This window comes from Paraburkholderia sp. RL17-373-BIF-A, assembly GCF_046030175.1.
GTDB lineage: Bacteria > Pseudomonadota > Gammaproteobacteria > Burkholderiales > Burkholderiaceae > Paraburkholderia.
In genome coordinates this window covers 50,100-68,279 of record NZ_JARESO010000007.1, presented here as the reverse complement: position 1 = coordinate 68,279, position 18,180 = coordinate 50,100, and the positions used below count along the sequence as shown (strand labels likewise).

Sequence of the window (18,180 nt, the reverse complement as noted above, 5' to 3'; positions counted from 1 at the left end):
CAGATTGTGACTACTAATTTATTTAGTCTGAAAGGAAAGATTGCACTGGTGACTGGCGCCAGCCGAGGTATCGGGGAGGAGATTGCCAGGTTGCTCGCCGAGCAAGGCGCCCACGTGATCGTGTCGAGCCGCAAGCTCGAAGATTGCGAGGCGGTGGCGAGCGAGATCAACAACGCAGGCGGGAGTGCGGAGGCAAAACCCTGCCACGTTGGTCGTGTCGAGGACATTCTCGCAATCTTCCAGCATATTCGTGCGCGGCATGGTCGTCTGGATATCCTGGTCAACAACGCGGCGACGAATCCCTATTTCGGCCACATTCTCGATACCGATCTGGCGTCGTTTGAAAAGACCGTGGAAGTCAACTTGCGCGGTTACTTCTTCATGTCCGTAGAGGCTGGCAAGTTGATGCGGGAGAACGGCGGTGGCGCGATCGTCAACACGGCTTCCGTCAACGCGTTACAGCCGGGCGACAAGCAAGGGATCTACTCGATCACGAAAGCCGCCGTCGTCAACATGACGCGGGCATTCGCGAAGGAGTGCGGGCCGTTGGGGATTCGGGTGAATGCGCTGCTCCCAGGCTTGACCAAAACCAGGTTTGCCGGCGCGCTGTTCGACGATCAGGCCATCTATGAAAGCTGGATGTCCAAAATTCCGCTGCGCCGTCACGCGGAGCCTCGCGAGATGGCCGGTACCGTGCTTTATCTCGTCTCCGACGCCGCGAGCTATACCAATGGAGAGTGCATTGTCGTCGACGGTGGATTGACGATTTAGTCACCAGGTCGATGCACGGTATTGGACGACGCATCGATGACATTTACCAGGAATCAGGAAGATCAAAATGGATTTTTCATATAACCCGAAAATGGAAGCGCTGCGCACGCAGGTGCGCGCGTTCATGGACACGCATATCGTTCCACGCATCCGGCAATGGCACGAAGAAGTGAGCGCGGGGCAATATCCGGTTTCCTTCATGGAGAGCTTGAAGGAACAGGCGCGTGCGGAAGGCCTCTGGAATCTTTTCCTTCCGCATCTGCGGGATGACGAGCCAGGCACCCGGCTGACCAATCTCGAGTACGCCCCGTTGGCCGAGATCATGGGGCGCGTGTCGTGGGCGTCCGAGGTATTCAACTGCAACGCTCCGGACACGGGCAATATGGAACTGCTCCATATGTTTGCCACACCGGCTCAGCGCGAAGAGTGGCTCGAACCTCTACTCGACGGCAAGATCCGCTCGGCGTTTGCGATGACGGAGCCGGCGGTGGCTTCCTCGGACGCGACCAATATCACCACGTCGATTCGTCGTGACGGAGACGACTATGTCATCGATGGCCGAAAGTGGTTCATCACGAACGCGGCGCACCCGAATTGCAAGCTCTTCATCGTGATGGGGAAAACGGATCCTGACGCACCGGCCCACCGTCAGCAAAGCATGATTCTCGTGCCTCGCGATACGCCGGGCGTCAAGATGATCCGCAATATCACGGTGGTCAATCACGTGGCGCCGGAAGGACACTGCGAGATCGAGTTCAAAGGCGTGCGCGTACCTCGGTCGAATCTGCTCGGCGAAGAGGGAAGCGGCTTTGCACTCGCCCAGGCGCGCCTTGGACCGGGACGGATTCACCACTGTATGCGTTCGATCGGCGCCGCCGAACTGGCGCTCGAGTTGATGGTGGAACGGGCTCAGGCGCGCACGGCATTTGGCAAGATGCTGCATGAGCAAGGTACGGTCGGCGAATGGATCGCGAAGTCGCGAATCGAAATCGATCAGGCGAGGCTGCTTGTTCTGAAGGCTGCGTGGATGATCGATAACGTGGGCGCGAAGGAGGCACGCAAGGAAATTTCGATGATCAAGGCGCTCGTGCCGGGCGTTCATACCGCCGTTTGCGACCGGGCGATGCAGGTGTTCGGCGCGATGGGGCTGAGTCCCGATACGCCACTGGCGGATAGTTGGACCTGGGGGCGGGCGCTGCGCTTTGCCGATGGCCCGGATGAGGTTCACCTGCAGAGCATCGCTCGCATGGAAATCAAGGCCCAGCGATACGAGCCGGGAAGCGAAAACCCCTACTTGATGATGCCGGTGTAGGGCATAGGTTGGGTCTTTCAAACATCCCTTGCGGGGCGATGCAACGTCGCCCCAGTCACCGCGCATGTGACGCTTCGGGCAATGAATACGCCAACGTGTTAGCACGGCATCTGGCCGTCGTCCTCCGACCCACTCAGCAGAGACCGCGTCTCTTCTGAAGGATCGGTGGCGAGTACGTTTTCAAAGATCGCCCGACCTGTGCGATCCGCCAAATCAAGCATCGGAAAGACCGGTGCGTCCAAAACCGCTCCCACGGTCATCTCACCCTCTGCCTCCAATCTGCCGAGCCGCTCCTGACGGTCCCCGTCGCCGCGTTGCGCGCCGTCGACGACCCATTCGCGCGGCAGTTGGCGCAGGCGGGCGCGGCCCTCCTAGATTGCCCCGAACGGCACGATCGCGTTCCGTGAACTGGGGCTTGAACCGGCCGGCGCCCCATCGATCTCCCCCGTTCAGGGGATGGTCCCGGATGCCCGATCGCCGCGATCATGGCACTACTCGGGGACGCCACCGTATGCGAGATGCAACGACAAGCCGGTGCCGGCCCGCTATCCATTCATAGATGCGAGGAGACACAGATGCAGGACACCGTACAGAACGCGGCGCCATCCGCCTACGCCTATCCGTTGCTGATCAAGAATCTGCTGCACACGCCGTTCGCCCAGGCGCCGAATCAGGAAATCGTCTACCGCAACCAGTTGCGCATGACCTACAGCCAGTTGCAGGAACGGATCGCACGGCTCGCCAATGGTCTCGCCGGGTTGGGCGTGCGCCACGGCAGCACGGTCGCGGTGATGGACTGGGACAGTCATCGTTATCTGGAAAGCTACTTCGCCGTGCCGATGATGGGCGCCGTGTTGCAGACGGTCAACGTGCGGCTCTCGCCGGCGGAGATCGTCTACACGATCAATCACGCGCGTGCCGAAGTGCTGTTCGTTCACGCCGATTTTCTGCCCGTGGTGGAAGCGATCAAAGATCAGCTCGAAACGGTGCGCGCATTCGTGCGAATCGAAGAGCCGGACAGCGAGGCGTTCGAGCACACCATTCCGTTCGCGACGGAATACGAAGCGATGCTGGCGGCGAGTGCCACGAGCTACGACTTTCCAGACTTCGACGAAAACACCCGCGCCACCACGTTCTATACGACTGGCACGACCGGCCTGCCCAAGGGCGTGTATTTCTCGCATCGTCAACTGGTGCTGCACACCATCACGCTGATGGCAGCGCTCGCAAGCCCGGTGTCGGGGCAGCGCTTTCATCGCGGCGACGTCTATATGCCGCTGACGCCGATGTTCCATGTGCACGCATGGGGCATGCCGTACATCGCGACGGTGTTGGGCGTGAAGCAGGTCTATCCGGGCCGTTATGTGCCCGAGCGACTGGTAAAGCTGTTGCGCGACGAGGGCGTCACGTTCTCGCATTGCGTGAGCACGATCCTCCACATGGTGCTGAACTGCCCGGAGTCGAAGTCCGCGGATTTCAGCAAATGGAAGATCGTGATCGGCGGAAGCGCGCTGCCGCACGGCATCGCCCATGCCGCATTGGAGCGTGGCATTGACGTGTTCACCGGCTATGGCATGTCCGAGACTGGTCCCGTCCTGAGTCTCGCGCAGCTTCCGCCGGGGTATGAGCAACTCGACACCGAAGAGCAGGTGCGCCTGCGCTGCAAAACTGGCCTGGCAGTTCCGCTCGTCGATCTGCGGATCGTCGACGAATCGATGCAGGACGTCGTTCACGACGGCAAGGCCTATGGCGAGATCGTCGTGCGCGCCCCGTGGCTGACCCAGGGATACTTCGGCAACGCGGAAGCGTCGGAACAGCTCTGGGCAGGCGGCTACCTGCACACGCAGGACATCGCGAACATCGACACGACCGGCAATCTGCAGATCACCGACCGCATCAAGGACGTGATCAAGTCCGGCGGCGAATGGGTCTCGTCGCTCGAAATCGAAAGCCTGATCTCGCTGCATCCGGCTGTCTCGGAAGTCGCCGTGATCGGCATCAAGGACGAGAAGTGGGGCGAAAGGCCCGTGGCGCTGGTGGTGCTCAAGGCGGGCGCCACGCTCACCGAGGACGACATCAAGCAGCACGTTCTCAAGTTCACCCACACCGGGAAGATCTCGAAGTACGCGGTGCCGCAGGTCGTGAAATTCATCGACTCGCTGGAGAAGACGAGCGTCGGCAAGATGAACAAGAAGTGGTTGCGAGCGCAGTTCGCCTAACCGGTCACGAGGAGCAGGCACGATGAGCATCAACGAATATCGCATCGCGACGATCGACGAATTCGTCGGCCGCGAGCTGGGCGTGTCGGACTGGGTCACGGTCGATCAGGCACGCATCGACGCGTTCGCGCAATGCACGGGCGACCGGCAGTGGATCCACGTGGACGTGGCGCGCGCGAAACGCGAAAGCCCGTTCGGCGGCACGATCGCACACGGCTATCTGACGCTCTCGCTGCTCGCCGCACTGGCCATCGAGATCGGCCTCATTCCCGAGGACGCGTCGGCCGGCCTCAACTACGGGCTGGACAAGGTGCGCTTCATGACGCCGGTGAAGGCCGGCGCGCGGGTGCGCAACCGCGTGACCCTCGTGTCCGTGGAGATGAAGGGCGGCGGCCGGATCATCGTGAAGACGATGAACGAGCTGCAGATCGAGGGCGAGGACAAGCCGGCGCTGATCGCCGAGTCACTGGCGATGCTGGTGGCATGACCTCTACTACTGTTGACAAAGTAAAGCGTCGTTCGAGGAGCATCAAGATGGCGGAGACAACTGACAACGCGTCGCGAAACGATCAGACGGACGATCTCGCGGCATCGGCCGCCGAAGGCATGCTCGGTCCCAACCCGTTCGTCGGGCTGCGCCCGAGCGACATTCTGGCGACCGCGCAGCAGATCGGCGCGCAGGCGCTGCGGCAGCCCGCGCTGGTTCTCGAGCAGGAAGCGGCGCTCGTGCGTGAACTGATCGCCGTGCTGTACGGTGGCGCCCGCGACGGCGCGCAAGCGTCGCCGCAGCGCGACAAGCGTTTTGCCGACCCCGCCTGGCGCGACAACTCGCTCTACCGCGTCACGCTGCAGAGCTACCTGGCATGGCGCAACGCGCTCTCCGGATTTATCGAGCGCTCCGCGCTGGACCCGAAATCGAAGGAGCGCGCGCAGTTTGTCATGTCGCTGTTCACCGAGGCGCTGTCGCCGACGAACACGCTGTTCGGCAATCCTGAGGCGTTGAAGAAGATCGTCGATTCGGGAGGCGCGAGCCTCATTGGCGGCGTGAAGAACCTCATGGCCGACTTGCTGCAGAACCAGGGCATGCCCGCGCAGGTCGACAAGACCGCGTTCGAGGTGGGCAAGAATCTCGGCACGACGCCGGGAGCGGTGGTGTTTCGCAACGAGGTGCTCGAACTGATCCAGTATGCGCCGGTGACCGCGCAGGTCTACAGCCGCCCGCAATTGATCGTGCCGCCGCAGATCAACAAGTTTTATGTGTTCGATCTGTCCGAGGGTAAGAGCATCGTGGACTACCTCGTCAAGAGCGAGTTTCAGGTGTTCATGGTGAGCTGGCGCAATCCGACCGCGGCGCAGAGCCACTGGGATCTCGACACGTACGTCGGCGCGCTCCTCGAAGCGATCGCGGCGGTGCGCGACATCACCGGCAGCGACGATGTCAATCTGCACGGCGCGTGTTCCGGTGCCATGACGATCTCCGCGCTGCTCGGTCACCTCGCGGCCCGCGGCGAAACGGCCGTCAACGCCGCGACGCTGATGGTGGCCGTGCTGGACAACAAGGCGGACTCGCAGCTCGGCCTCTTCGCCACGCCCGAAGCCATTGCGGCGGCGAAACAGAACAGTCTGTCGAAGGGTGTGCTCGCCGGCGAGGAGATGGGGCGCGTGTTCGCATGGATGCGGCCCAACGATCTGGTGTGGAACTACTGGGTGAACAACTATCTGCTGGGCAAGACACCTCCCGCGTTCGACATTCTCTACTGGAACAACGACGCGACCCGGTTGCCGGCGCGCATGCATGGCCAGTTGCTCGACATCTTCGTGGGCAACCTGTTCAGCCAGCCGCGCGCGCTGTCGGTGCTGGGCACGCCGATCGACCTGTCCGGCGTCGCCTGCGACAAGTACGTGGTGGCGGGCATGACGGATCACATCACGCCGTGGAAAGGCGTGTACAACACGGCGCGCACGTTCGGCGGCGACACGCGGTTCGTGCTGAGTTCGAGCGGGCACATCCAGAGCCTGATCAATCCGCCCGGCAATCCGAAGGCGAAGTTCTTCGTCAATTCCGGCTTGCCGGCGAATGCCGACGCATGGCTGGCCGGCGCGCAGGCGCAGAAAGATTCATGGTGGGGCAATTGGACGGACTGGCTGCGCGAGCGGTCAGGCGAACGGCGCGCGGCGCCGGCCGCGCCCGGCAACGAGCGGCACCCGGCAGGCGTCAAGGCGCCGGGCACCTATGTGATGGAAGCGTGACGCACACCCTTTTGGCCGGGTGACGGCCAGCCTTTTCCCGATGCAAATTTTTTTGGAGAGACGATCATGGATTCAACCAACGCCAGCAGCATTTTCACCGAGTACACGAAGCTCATCAGTCAGTTCAAGTTGCCGGGTATCGACACCGGCGCGATCCTTGAATCGCGCCGCAAGGACATCGAGGCGCTCGCCGAGGCCAACACCACCGCACTCGCGGGCGTCCAGTCGCTGGCCAGCAAGCAGGCGGACATTCTGCGAACGACGCTCACCGAACTGCAGTCGTTGGTCAGTCGCCTGAGCGCGTCGGGCGGCCAACCCGCGAACGCCGGCGAAGTGGTTCAGCAGGCATTGCACAAGGCGCTGACCGACATGCAGGAACTCGCCGACACGGCGTATCGCGCGCAGTCGGACAGCGTTGCGGTGGTCACGAAGCGCGTCGCGGAACACGTCGAGGAATTGAAGACGCTGCTGCAGCCGAAGAAGTAAGGCGAGCTCGCGATGCGGCGCGCCCAATCTCCGATGTCACGCTCCACCAGAGGGTCCTGCGGATGATAGATATGGAACCCACCCCCGCGTCTGTCGGCGGCATGCAAATCCAGATGGTCGATCTCAACGGCCAGTTGTTGCGTGTCGCGACGCGGCAGGGCAGCGACGCATCGCCGCCGCTGCTCATTTTCAACGGCATCGGCGCCAACCTCGAGCTGGTGGAACCGTTCGTCGCCGCGCTCGAGGACGTGAGCGTGATCATCTTCGACGTCCCCGGCGTGGGCGGCTCGCCCGCACCCGTCGTGCCGTATCGTTTCTCGACACTGTCCGTGCTGAGCGAGCGGCTGCTATCGCGGCTCGGCTACGACGGACCCGTTGACGTGCTCGGCGTGTCGTGGGGCGGCGCGCTTGCGCAACAGTTCGCGCGTCTCTATCCGGCGCGTTGCCGCCGGCTGATTCTCGCGGCAACCTCGCCGGGCGTCATCATGGTGCCGGCGAAATTGTCTGTGCTGTCGAAGCTGATCGGACCGCGCCGCTATACCGACCCGGCCTATCTTCAGGAGGTGGGCGCGGAAATCTATGGTGGTGCGTACCGGCGGAATCCGTCGTTGCTGCGCGATCACGCGCGGCACATTCAGGCGCCCCGCGGGCGCGGTTACCTCTACCAGCTGCTGGCCGCTTCGGGCTGGAGCAGCCTGCCCTGGCTCGGCGCGTTGCGTCAGACGACGCTCGTGATGCACGGCAACGACGATCCCATCGTCCCGCTCACCAACGCGAAGATTCTCGCCGCCCGCATCCCCCACGCGACGCTCTATGTATTCGACGACGGCCACCTGTTCCTCATCACGCGCGCCAGGGAGGTCGCTCCCGTGGTGCGCCGGTTTCTGCGGCAGGAGGCGGGTTGAGTGCCGTCGCGGATGGCGACGAAGGTGCGCGGCGTGCCGCGGCCGACGCGCCGGAGTACCTGAAAACGCAGCGCCTGAAGCGGATGCGGCGAACCGCGACGTGTTTGCTCGCGGTGCTGATCGCGCTGCTGCTCATGTCCCTGGTTTGGCAGAGTGAGTATCCGTGGCTGGCATGGCTGCGAGCGTTTGCGGAAGCGGGCACGGTCGGCGCGATCGCGGACTGGTATGCGGTCGTCGCGCTGTTCCGGCGGCCGTTCGGTCTGCCGGTCCCGCATACGGCGATCATTCCGCAGAACCAGCAGCGGATCGCCGAGAGTCTCGGCAACTTCGTCGAAGAGAATTTCCTGACGCCCGAGCTCATCATCGGCAAACTGAGCGGCCATAACGCCGCGCAGGCGCTGGCGCAGTGGCTTGCCGTCCCGGCCAACAGCCGGGCAATCGCCGAAGTCGTCGCGGATTCGCTGCCGGGATTGCTGAACGGGATAGACGAAGCGGACGTCGAACGCTTCTTCGGGCGTATGGTGATACCGCAATTGCGTGCGCTCGATGTCTCACGTGCGGCCGGCAGCGTGCTGAAAGTGCTGATGGACGGGGGCCGCCATCAGCCGCTGCTGGACCACGGGCTGCTGGCGCTGGAGAAGTGGCTGACGGCCAACGTGGACATGATCAAGGCCAGATTCAGCGCGGCCTCGAGATACACGCCCGTGCCGCTCGATACGTACATCGTCAGGAAATTCGTCGAAGGCATCATCGCGCTGCTTCATGACGTGGCGGCGAATCCCGATCATGAGCTTCGCCATCAGTTCGACGACGCGGTGCAGGACCTGATTGTCCAGTTGCAGACCTCGGCGGTGCATCGCCGCGTCGGCAAATCATTGATGCGCGACTGCATTCGCTACTTCAGAAACGAGGACTCGTATCGCGTGCTGCTCGACTACGTGTGCACACGCGTGAGCGCCGATCTCGCGCACGAACATTCGGCGCTGCGCGGCGCGCTGGCGGGCATGCTGGTGTCGCTCGCGAGAGGTGTGGGCAGCGAGCCCGCGATTCAGCACAAGTTGAACACGTGGTGGCTCGCGCTGGCCCACGAGCTGGTCGTGCGCTATCGGCGCGAGCTGTCGGCGCTGATCACCGACGTCGTAAAAAGCTGGAACGCGGACGAAGTGAGCGGGAAGATCGAAGCGGAAATTGGCCGCGATCTGCAATACATCCGGATCAACGGCACGTTCGTGGGCGGCACGGTCGGCGTGCTGCTCCATGCGGCCGCACTCGTGATCACGCGGTGACACGCATGAGCGAGTGGCTCGTCGAAAATGCGTGAACCGCCTGCTAGGCTTGCTTCACGAGCCCCAGCGCCTGCGCGCGCGCGACGGCTTGCGCGCGCTTTTCGACCGAGAGCTTCATGAAGATGCTCTTCACATGGGACTTGACGGTTTCCGGCGCGATGCCGAGGGTGCGCGCGATTTCCTTGTTCGACTGCCCGTCGGCGATCAGGTCGACGATATTGCGTTCGCGCGCGCTGAGCGCTTCCCGTTCGGTGTCCCGCGCGGATTTGCTGCCGGGCTGGTACAGCGCCCGCCAGCCGTCGAGCAGGCGATCCACATAGCACAGCAGCGCCTTCGTCTGCGCGGTCGCGCGCGTGTCGTCGCGAACGGCCTGCAGCAGCGCGCCGACTTCCGGAAACAGGTCGATGATCGACTGGTAGATGCCGGCGGCCGCGGCATCCTTGAGGACGTCGCGAAAGATCTCGACGGCGCGGTCGCGTTCGTCGGCACCCAGGCAGATCAGGGCGAGCACGCTCCGCAGGCGTAGCGCGAGATAGTGCTCGTGGCGTGCGTCGACGACTTCCAACGCGGCGGTCACGATTTCAACGCCGTCCTGCTTGCGCTTCTGAGCCATCGCGAGATACGCTGCCGCGAGCGAGCGGTAGGTGCGGATCTCCGGCGAGACGGCAGGCGAGCCAGCGGGGCCGGGAGCGGCGAGATGTTCCAGTTGCGCGACACATCCCGCGGCTTCCGCAATGCGTCCTTCCAGCAGATAAAGCCGCGTGCGCTCGACGAGGCCGCCCGCGATCAGCCGGTTCCAGTGGCGCGCGTGACCGAGCGCCTCGCCCTGATTGAGCAGCGCATAGGCCTGCACGGTATTGGAACGTGCGGCCGCGATCCGGATGAGCATGCGATATGCGATCAATGCGCTATCGAGCAGGACTGCCAGATCGATCACCGGCATGAGATCGACGAGCAATGCTTCGGCTTCGTCGAGCCGGCCCTGCTCGTAGCGGATCTGCGCGATCATCGGTGCGCACAGCGCGGCGGCGACGGATTGCGGGCCGGAATGACGCTCGGCCAACTGCATTGCCTCGGTGAAATACCGCTCGGCCACGCCGAAGTGCATCTGCTGCATTTCCGCATGCCCGAGCAGGCACAGCCGGTACGTCGAAGCGAACACATTGCGCTGGTCCTCTTCGATCGAATAGGGGATCCACGGCGTTGCGTAGAGCGCTTCGAGATTACCCGCCTTCCAGTGCGCGAAACGCACGACGTTGGAGGCGACATTGGTGCTCCAGATATCGGTCGACGGCCGGTCGAGGCACGGCTGCGCAATCGCGAGCGCCGCTTGCGGATTGTCCTGCAGCGCCACCACGACCGAACGGATCACCCGGCATTCCCAGCGGATGCTGTCGGGGTCGGCGCTCGCGTGCGCATCGCGCTCGATTGCATCCAGCATTGCAAGCGCATCGTTCGGACGTATCGCGAGCGCCATGCCCCAGGCGATCGCCAGCGTGACCTCGACCTGCCCGCGCATCAGGTGCGCGGGAAAATGCCGTTGCCAGCCGAGCAGTGTCAGCAAGTCGCCTTTCTTGACGAGCGCCATCGCGCAGTTGCCGATCAGGGCGATCGCATCGTCCGTGTCGCCTGCGGCTATTGCGTGCCTGACAGCGTCTGTCCAGTTTTCCTGCGACGCGTACCACCGGCACGCGCGGCGATGCAGATCCGCCAGTTCATCGCCTGACTGCGTGCCGAGGCGCTGGCGCAGATACTCGCGCAGCAGAGGATGATAGCGGAACCAGTGCCCTTCGAGATCCATCGGCTCCAGCAGCAACTGGCGCGCGGCGATAGCTTCCAGCATGCTCTGGCTGGCCTTGACACCGGTTACCGCCTGGCAGAGCGGGGCCGTCAACCGTTCGAGTATCGCCGTGCGCAGCATGAAGGAAACCATCTCGTCGGGCAAGCGCGTGAGCATGTCTTCGAGGTAGGCGGCGAACGGTCGTGAAGCGCCGGACGGCGCACTCGACTCCCAACCCGGCCTGGGTTCTTCCCGGGACAGCACCGACGCTGAAATGCGCAACGCCGCCGCCCAGCCCTCCGTGGTCGCGTGCAGCGATTTCACGCCGGACGTGCCCAGCCTGCCAGGGCATTCGCGTTCGACAAAGTAGCGCGTCTCGTCGAAATTGAAACGCAGTGTCGAGGCGTCGATTTCCAGCAGTTCGTTTTGCGCTCGGAGTCTCGCGAGCGGCAGGGCGGAGTCGGCACGGGTGCAAACGATCACATGCACGTGCGACGGTGCGTTCGCAATGAAGAACGACATGGCGTCGTGAATCGCCGGGAGACTGATCAGATGGTAATCGTCGAGGAACAGGCATACCTCGTCCTCGACTTCCACGAGGTCGTTGATCAGCGTCGAGACGATGGCGTGCGCGGGAACCAGCGAACTGCCGGCCGCGAGGCCGATCGCCGACGCGCCGACGTTGTTGCAGGCATGCCGCAACGAGCGGGCGAGATGGTCGAGGAAGCGCGCGGGTTCGTCGTCTTCGTCATCGAGCGATAGCCACGCTACGCGCGCGCCGCTGGCGCGCAGCCGGTTGAGCCAGGTGATCGCGAGCGAGGTCTTGCCGAAGCCGGCGGGCGCCTTGATCACGGTGAGCCGTCTGTTCTCTGCCTGAGCCGCCAGATCGAACAGGCGCGGACGATCGATCAACCCCGGCGACAGGCGCGGCGGCAGAACCTTCGTAGCGAGCAGGAGGGGCAGCGTCTCGGAGTGCATGGGTTCCTTGGTCATACGCACGAACTGCTCCGGGTATTTGGGTTCTCCCTGGTGAGCTCCCCTGTCCATGCGATCGCGCTCCCCTGTACGGGGGATATTGCGCAGCGCTTCGCGAGTGCACCATGGTTTCCATGGAGGACATCGAAGTGCAACCGGGATCATCCTGCGGCGCGCCGATCGGCTATCGCGTGACAGGGTCGCCGAGCACGCCCGGGACCGGTGCGTCGCCGAGGAAATGATACGCCCAACCACCTCCAGGGAGGAGACATGTCAACCGCATCGAACCACGTTGCAACGCACAAACGTGGTCCGTCTCCGTCCCATGCGCATGAACGCAATCTGGGCAGCTTACCGAATACCGCGCACGCGTAGTCGAGATCGAATCGACGGACCGTGCCTCCATGCACCTGAATCGACCGGCTCCTGGCCGGCCGGGCGGAGCGTTTTTGTCAAACGGAGTAGCCAATGAAAGTACTTGTTCCCGTCAAGCGCGTCGTCGACGCCAATGTGAGGGTTCGTGTGAAGGCCGACGGTAGTGCCGTCGACATCGCCAACGTGAAGCTGTCGATGAACCCGTTCGACGAGATTGCCGTGGAGGAGGCCGTGCGGCTCAAAGAAGCCGGTGCAGCCACGGAGGTGGTCGTGGTCTCTTGCGGCGTGCAGGCGTGCCAGGAAACGTTGCGCACTGCGATGGCGATCGGCGCCGACCGCGCCATCCTGGTCGAGACCGAGGCGGAACTGCAGCCGCTCGCCGTAGCCAAGCTGCTGAAGGCGCTGGTCGACAAGGAGCAGCCGCAACTGGTGATGCTCGGCAAACAGGCCATCGACGACGACGCCAACCAGGTCGGCCAGATGCTCGCTGCGCTGCTCGGCTTGCCGCAGGCCACGTTCGCATCGAAGGTGGTCGTGGAAGCCGGGAAGGCGACGGTGACGCGCGAGATCGACGGCGGGCTGGAAACGATCGAGGTCGATCTGCCTGCTGTGATCACCGCCGATCTCCGGCTCAACACGCCGCGTTACGCAACGCTGCCCAACATCATGAAGGCGAAGAAAAAGCCTCTCGATGTCGTGACGCCCGATGCCCTCGGTGTCGACGTCACGCCGAGGCTGACGACGCTCAAGCTGGCCGAGCCCGCGAAACGCGAGGCGGGCATCCGCGTCACCGACGCCGCCGAATTGGTGGAAAAGCTGAAGAACGTTGCGCGTGTGATCTAGAGAAAAGAGGAGACAAACATGTCCGTACTCGTTGTTGCAGAACACGACAATCAAACGCTCAAGGCAGCGACCCTGAGCGCCATCACCGCTGCCGCCCGCCTCGGCGACGAAATTCATGTGCTCGTGGCGGGATTTCAATGCGGGAGAGTCGCGGAGCAGGCGGCCAGCATCGCAGGCGTGGCCCGCGTGCGCGTGGCCGACGCCGCGCAATATGAGCACGCGTTGGCTGAGAACCTGGCCGCGCTCATTGTCGGACTGGCTCCGGGCTACAGCCACCTGTTCGCGCCCGCCACCACTTCGGCGAAGAACGTGATGCCGCGCGTCGCAGCGCTGCTCGACGTCGCGCAGGTCTCGGAGATCGTGGCGGTGGAGTCGGCGGATACGTTCGTGCGTCCCATCTACGCGGGGAACGTGCTGGCTACGGTGCGAAGCGCGGATCGCATCAAGGTCCTGACGGTTCGGACCACGGCCTTCGCCGCGGCGCCGGCCGAAGGGGGCGCCGCGGTGATCGAATCGGTCGCGCCGGCCGCGGAGGTTTCGGCTTCCCGCTTCGTAAGCCAGCAACTGACCCGCTCCGAACGTCCTGAACTCACCGCCGCGCAGCGCGTCATCTCGGGCGGCAGAGGCATGGGTTCCAGCGAGAGCTTCGCGCTCCTCGACGAGATCGCTGACCGGCTCGGCGCGGCGGTCGGCGCATCCCGTGCCGCGGTGGATGCCGGTTTCGTGCCCAATGACTATCAGGTGGGACAGACCGGCAAGGTCATCGCTCCGCAGCTTTATATCGCGGTGGGCATATCGGGCGCGATCCAGCATCTGGCCGGCATGAAGGACTCGAAGGTGATCGTGGCGATCAACAAGGACGAAGAAGCACCCATCTTCCAGATTGCGGACTACGGCCTCGTCGGCGACCTCTTCAAGGTGCTGCCAGAGTTGTCGCGTGAACTGGACAAGCAGCAAAAGAACTGATTCCAGGAGTAAATGATGACCACCTATATTGCGCCGTTGCGCGACATGCATTTCGTAATGAACGAGTTGGCCGGCCTCGACGCTTTATCGTCGCTACCGGCCCTTGAGGACGCGACGCCGGAACTCGCCGGCGCAGTGCTCGAGGAGGCCGCAAAGTTCGCCACCGAAGTGCTTGCCCCGCTCAACAAGACCGGTGACGAGCAGGGTGCGCGCCTGACGCGCGATGGCGTCGTCGCGGCAGACGGATTCGGGGCGGCCTACCACCAATTCGTCGAGGGAGGCTGGAACGGGCTCAGTGGCGATCCTGATTACGGCGGTCAAGGTCTGCCCGAACTGCTGCATGCGGCGACCGTGGAGATGTGGAACTCCGCCAACATGTCCTTCGCCCTGTGCCCGCTGTTGACGGCGGGTGCCACGGAGGCATTGCGACTGCACGGCTCACAGGAACTCAAGGCCCGCTACTTGCCAAACCTGATTGGCGGCGAGTGGACCGGCACGATGAATCTGACCGAGTCGCAAGCCGGTTCGGACCTTGCGGCCGTTCGTACGAAAGCGGTGCCTGAGGGAGATCACTATCGCCTGCACGGCCAGAAGATTTTCATCACGTGGGGCGATCATGACATGACCGGCAATGTCATCCATCTCGTGCTGGCGCGCACGCCCGATGCGCCCGAAGGCGTGCGCGGCATTTCGCTTTTCCTGGTGCCCAAGTTTCTCGTGAACGCCGACGGCTCGCTGGGACAACGCAACGATGTGCACTGCGTGTCCCTCGAACATAAGCTCGGCATTCACGCGAGTCCGACCTGCGTGATGAGTTTCGGCGATCAGAATGGCGCGATCGGCTATCTGGTCGGGCAGGAAAACAAGGGCCTCGCGCATATGTTCACGATGATGAACGAGGCCCGCCAGAAGGTCGGCATTCAAGGGCTCGCGATGGCCGAGCGCGCGTATCAACAGGCGCGGGAATACGCGAAAGAGCGCATTCAGGGCAAGCCGGCCGCGAGCAAGTCGAGCACTGCGGTGGCGATCATTCAACATCCGGACGTGCGGCGCATGTTGCTGACGATGAAAGCTCAGGTGGAAGCGATGCGAGGCTTCGCCTATGTGATGGCGGCCAATGCGGATTACGCGCACCGGCACCCGGACGCCGGCGAACGCAACCGCTATCAGACCCGGGTCGATCTGCTGATCCCGGTCCTGAAGGGTTGGTGCACTGAACTGGGTCAGGAGATCGCGTCGCTTGGCGTACAGGTGCACGGCGGGATGGGGTACATCGAAGAGACCGGCGCATGCCAGCACCTGCGCGACGCCCGCATTTCAACCATCTACGAGGGTACGACGGGCATCCAGGCAGCCGACCTTGCAGGCCGCAAGCTCGCCGCGGACCAAGGGGCGGCAATGGCTGAGCTGATTGCGGAGATGCGCGAGCTCGCGCTTGAACTGGAGCGCAGCACGGATACGCGGCTTTTCCCGGTCGGCGCCGCGGTGGCCACCGGCGTGCAGGCGTTGGAGGACGCGACCGGGTGGATGCTTCGAGCCCTGGCGAAAGCCGTTGACGAAGCGTTGGCCAGTTCATTCGACTATCTGATGCTCACCGGCTATGTGTGCGGTGGATGGCAGATGGCGCGCGCCGCGCTGGCCGCGTCGAGAAAATGCGCTGCGGGCGAAGATCCGGCGTTCCACGAAGCGAAGATCGCGACGGTACGGTTTTACGCGGACAAGATACTGCCCAAAGCGAATTCGCATCTGGAGATGATCCGCTCAGGCGCATCCAGCGCGTCGGATATCGCCATCGAACAATTCTGATCCGGGTGTTCAAATGATTTGAAAAAATAACGAGTCTATATAAGTTCGTTATGCAAAATATAAAATGGAGGAAAAGGTGAAGAAAGTCAGGTATCTGCCCTTATTGACAGGGGTAATGTGCGCCGGCGCACTGGCCCAAAGTGCGGGTAGTTTCATCGCGACTGGCGGCGGCACATGGATTGACTATGGCATGTCGTCGGCAACGCCATTGCAAAGCACTTCGGCGGCAGGCACCTTCACCTCATCGGGGACGACTGGCCAGATACACAATACCTGGACGGTCGAGACGGCGTTCACGTATTTCATCACGGACAACATCGCGATCGATCTGGCGACCGGCGTGCCGCCGAAGCTCAAACTCTACGCGCAGGGTACGGTGACGCCGTTCGGTCCCGGTGGTCCCTCCCTCGGACTGGGCAATCTGCAACCGCTCGCGACAACCAGAGCGTGGCCGCCGGTTCTTTTCCTCAAGTACTACTTTGGCGCGGCGCAGGCGAAGGTGCGTCCTTTCCTCGGTGTGGGTGTCAACTACACTTGGTACACGGCGGTCCAGCTCAATCCGACATTCAATGGTGCGTTGCACACGGTCGCCGGGCCTGGGGGGACGTTAAGGCATCGCTCAGTCCGTCATGGAATCCGGCATTCAATGCGGGTGTCTCCTATAACTTAAGCAAGAACTGGTACGCCACCGCATCGGTGACGTATATGCCGCTCAAGACGAATGCGACGATCACTGCTGTCGCGGCCAACGGGCAAACCGTGCTGACCAACAGGACGCGCATTACGGCGAATCCGTGGATCGGTTTCGTGGGGATCGGCTACCGGTTCTAGCCGAATCGTTCAGTGATGCCCTTCGGTACGAGGGCGTATAACCAGGAGGGAAGCATGCGAGTCACTCGATACCTGTCGAACGACCTGTTCGCAGGCAAAACCGTTTTCATCACCGGTGGCAGCAGCGGCATCAATCTCGGCGTGGCGAAGAACTTCGCCGCCTTGGGCGCCCAGGTGGCCATCTGCGGCCGCACTCAGGAAAAGCTGGATACGGCTGCGACGGAACTGCGCGCACTCGGCGCCACGGTTTGCCCTATCGTTGCCGACGTGCGTGATTTCGCCGCGCTGGAAGCGGCCTTCGCGAGGAGCAGGGCGGAATTGGGTCCCATGGACGTGCTGGTCTGCGGCGCGGCCGGCAATTTCCTGGCCCCGGCGGAGAAGCTCTCCGCCAACGGCTTCAAGACGGTCATCGATATTGATCTGCTTGGAGCCTTCAACGCCTCACGGGCGGCCTTCGAGCAGTTGAAGGAGACACAGGGCGCCATCATCTACATTTCCGCAGGCATGGCGTACATGCCGCACGCCTTCCAGGTGCATGTGGGTGCCGCCAAGGCAGGCATCGATATGTTGATGAGAAACCTGGCGCTGGAGTGGGGGCGCTATGGTATTCGCACGAACAGCATCGTCCCCGGACCCATCGAGGGGACCGAAGGCATGAAGCGGCTGTTGAGCGCGGAGCGATACGAAGAGTTCGTGAACGCCATTCCGCTGCGGCGCATGGGCACGGTGGATGACATCGGCCAGAGCGCGGTTTTCCTCGCTTCGCCGCTCGCTTCCTATATTTCGGGCTGCGTGATGGTTTGCGATGGCGGCCAGAACCTGGCCGGTTCGGCGTTGTTCAACATAGGCGCGGAACAGATGCTGCGCATGCAAGCGAGATGAAATGAGGCTGGACTTCGAAAACCCCGGCAGATGATGACGCCTTTCTGGAGGTCGAGCTTCCCGGACCTGCCTGGACGCGTGCCTGCCGACCTGGTAGCATGAGGTGCCGTTCGCCGTCACCGGTGTGCATCGCGATCAGCCGACGTGATTTTTCACCTTGATGTGTTAAAACCGGCATTGCCAAAGGGAGAGGCATCCGACGGATCTGCTGGCGTAAACACGAAGCAACAGATGTCGCTGGATCTTGAAGATGTATGGTGACGTTAGCGTACAGCGTCTGCCGAATCAGGGAGTGGTCTTATGCGGAAGCGGAAGTTCGCAGGAAAGATGACTGGGGAATCGAGTCTGCCGGAATTACTGAACCGGCTTGAACTGGCATTGGCCGGAATGCCCGATCGCACGTCTGTCTGCAAAGCCCTGTCGGATCTCAACAAACGACTCGGCTCGGTCGGCGAGCAAACTCCCTCTCGAAGCAGTCGATCCACGGCTTCGC

Annotated in this window: 15 protein-coding genes; 14 read left to right on the top strand and 1 reads right to left on the bottom strand. The window is 62.9% G+C overall.

What is annotated here, in order from left to right; all coding sequences use genetic code 11:
• The first annotated feature begins 6 nt into the window (after positions 1–6).
• The 8 genes from P0D80_RS10750 to P0D80_RS10715 all read left to right on the top strand — a co-directional run bounded on the left by P0D80_RS10750 (position 7) and on the right by P0D80_RS10715 (position 9,229).
• Positions 7–771 carry an SDR family oxidoreductase gene (locus P0D80_RS10750; RefSeq protein ID WP_408180995.1) on the top strand — a complete coding sequence of 255 codons (765 nt, stop codon included), beginning with the start codon at positions 7–9 and terminating at the stop codon, positions 769–771.
• A gap of 67 nt (positions 772–838) precedes the next feature.
• The gene (locus P0D80_RS10745) at positions 839–2,083 is read left to right on the top strand and encodes an acyl-CoA dehydrogenase family protein (protein WP_408283571.1); all 1,245 of its coding nucleotides are present in this window, start codon (positions 839–841) and stop codon (positions 2,081–2,083) included.
• Positions 2,084–2,658: 575 nt separating this feature from the next.
• Positions 2,659–4,302, top strand: a complete 1,644-nt coding sequence (locus tag P0D80_RS10740; protein ID WP_408180997.1) for a fatty acid--CoA ligase — start codon at positions 2,659–2,661, stop codon at positions 4,300–4,302.
• A gap of 22 nt (positions 4,303–4,324) precedes the next feature.
• Positions 4,325–4,789 (top strand): MaoC family dehydratase, encoded by a 465-nt coding sequence (locus tag P0D80_RS10735; RefSeq protein WP_408283568.1) that lies wholly within the window; start codon positions 4,325–4,327, stop codon positions 4,787–4,789.
• 47 nt (positions 4,790–4,836) lie between these two features.
• Entirely contained in the window at positions 4,837–6,552 is a 1,716-nt protein-coding gene (locus P0D80_RS10730) for an alpha/beta fold hydrolase (protein ID WP_408283566.1), read from the top strand.
• A 66-nt stretch (positions 6,553–6,618) separates the two neighbouring features.
• A complete protein-coding gene (locus tag P0D80_RS10725; RefSeq protein ID WP_408283564.1) occupies positions 6,619–7,038 on the top strand; it encodes a phasin family protein in 420 nt (139 codons plus the stop codon).
• Positions 7,039–7,109: 71 nt separating this feature from the next.
• Positions 7,110–7,943, top strand: a complete 834-nt coding sequence (gene phaZ, locus P0D80_RS10720) for a poly(3-hydroxyalkanoate) depolymerase (protein ID WP_408283562.1) — start codon at positions 7,110–7,112, stop codon at positions 7,941–7,943.
• A complete protein-coding gene (locus P0D80_RS10715; protein ID WP_408283560.1) occupies positions 7,940–9,229 on the top strand; it encodes a DUF445 domain-containing protein in 1,290 nt (429 codons plus the stop codon). The genes phaZ and P0D80_RS10715 overlap by 4 nt, the downstream gene beginning before the upstream one ends.
• 43 nt (positions 9,230–9,272) lie before the next feature.
• Here P0D80_RS10715 and P0D80_RS10710 read toward each other — a convergent pair whose 3' ends face one another.
• Positions 9,273–12,002 carry a winged helix-turn-helix domain-containing protein gene (locus P0D80_RS10710; RefSeq protein WP_408283558.1) on the bottom strand — a complete coding sequence of 910 codons (2,730 nt, stop codon included), beginning with the start codon at positions 12,000–12,002 and terminating at the stop codon, positions 9,273–9,275.
• A gap of 450 nt (positions 12,003–12,452) precedes the next feature.
• Here P0D80_RS10710 and P0D80_RS10705 point away from each other — a divergent pair, with 450 nt between their 5' ends.
• The 6 genes from P0D80_RS10705 to P0D80_RS10680 all read left to right on the top strand — a co-directional run bounded on the left by P0D80_RS10705 (position 12,453) and on the right by P0D80_RS10680 (position 17,687).
• The gene (locus tag P0D80_RS10705; protein WP_132378528.1) at positions 12,453–13,202 is read left to right on the top strand and encodes an electron transfer flavoprotein subunit beta/FixA family protein; all 750 of its coding nucleotides are present in this window, start codon (positions 12,453–12,455) and stop codon (positions 13,200–13,202) included.
• An 18-nt stretch (positions 13,203–13,220) separates the two neighbouring features.
• Positions 13,221–14,168 (top strand): electron transfer flavoprotein subunit alpha/FixB family protein, encoded by a 948-nt coding sequence (locus P0D80_RS10700; RefSeq protein WP_408283556.1) that lies wholly within the window; start codon positions 13,221–13,223, stop codon positions 14,166–14,168.
• A gap of 15 nt (positions 14,169–14,183) precedes the next feature.
• Positions 14,184–15,974 (top strand): acyl-CoA dehydrogenase C-terminal domain-containing protein, encoded by a 1,791-nt coding sequence (locus tag P0D80_RS10695; protein WP_408283554.1) that lies wholly within the window; start codon positions 14,184–14,186, stop codon positions 15,972–15,974.
• Positions 15,975–16,038: 64 nt separating this feature from the next.
• Positions 16,039–16,644 (top strand): OmpW/AlkL family protein, encoded by a 606-nt coding sequence (locus tag P0D80_RS10690; RefSeq protein ID WP_408283552.1) that lies wholly within the window; start codon positions 16,039–16,041, stop codon positions 16,642–16,644.
• Entirely contained in the window at positions 16,539–16,805 is a 267-nt protein-coding gene (locus P0D80_RS10685) for an OmpW/AlkL family protein (RefSeq protein WP_408283973.1), read from the top strand. The genes P0D80_RS10690 and P0D80_RS10685 overlap by 106 nt, the downstream gene beginning before the upstream one ends.
• A gap of 15 nt (positions 16,806–16,820) precedes the next feature.
• Positions 16,821–17,687 (top strand): SDR family oxidoreductase, encoded by an 867-nt coding sequence (locus P0D80_RS10680; RefSeq protein ID WP_459252757.1) that lies wholly within the window; start codon positions 16,821–16,823, stop codon positions 17,685–17,687.
• The last annotated feature ends 493 nt before the right edge of the window (positions 17,688–18,180 follow it).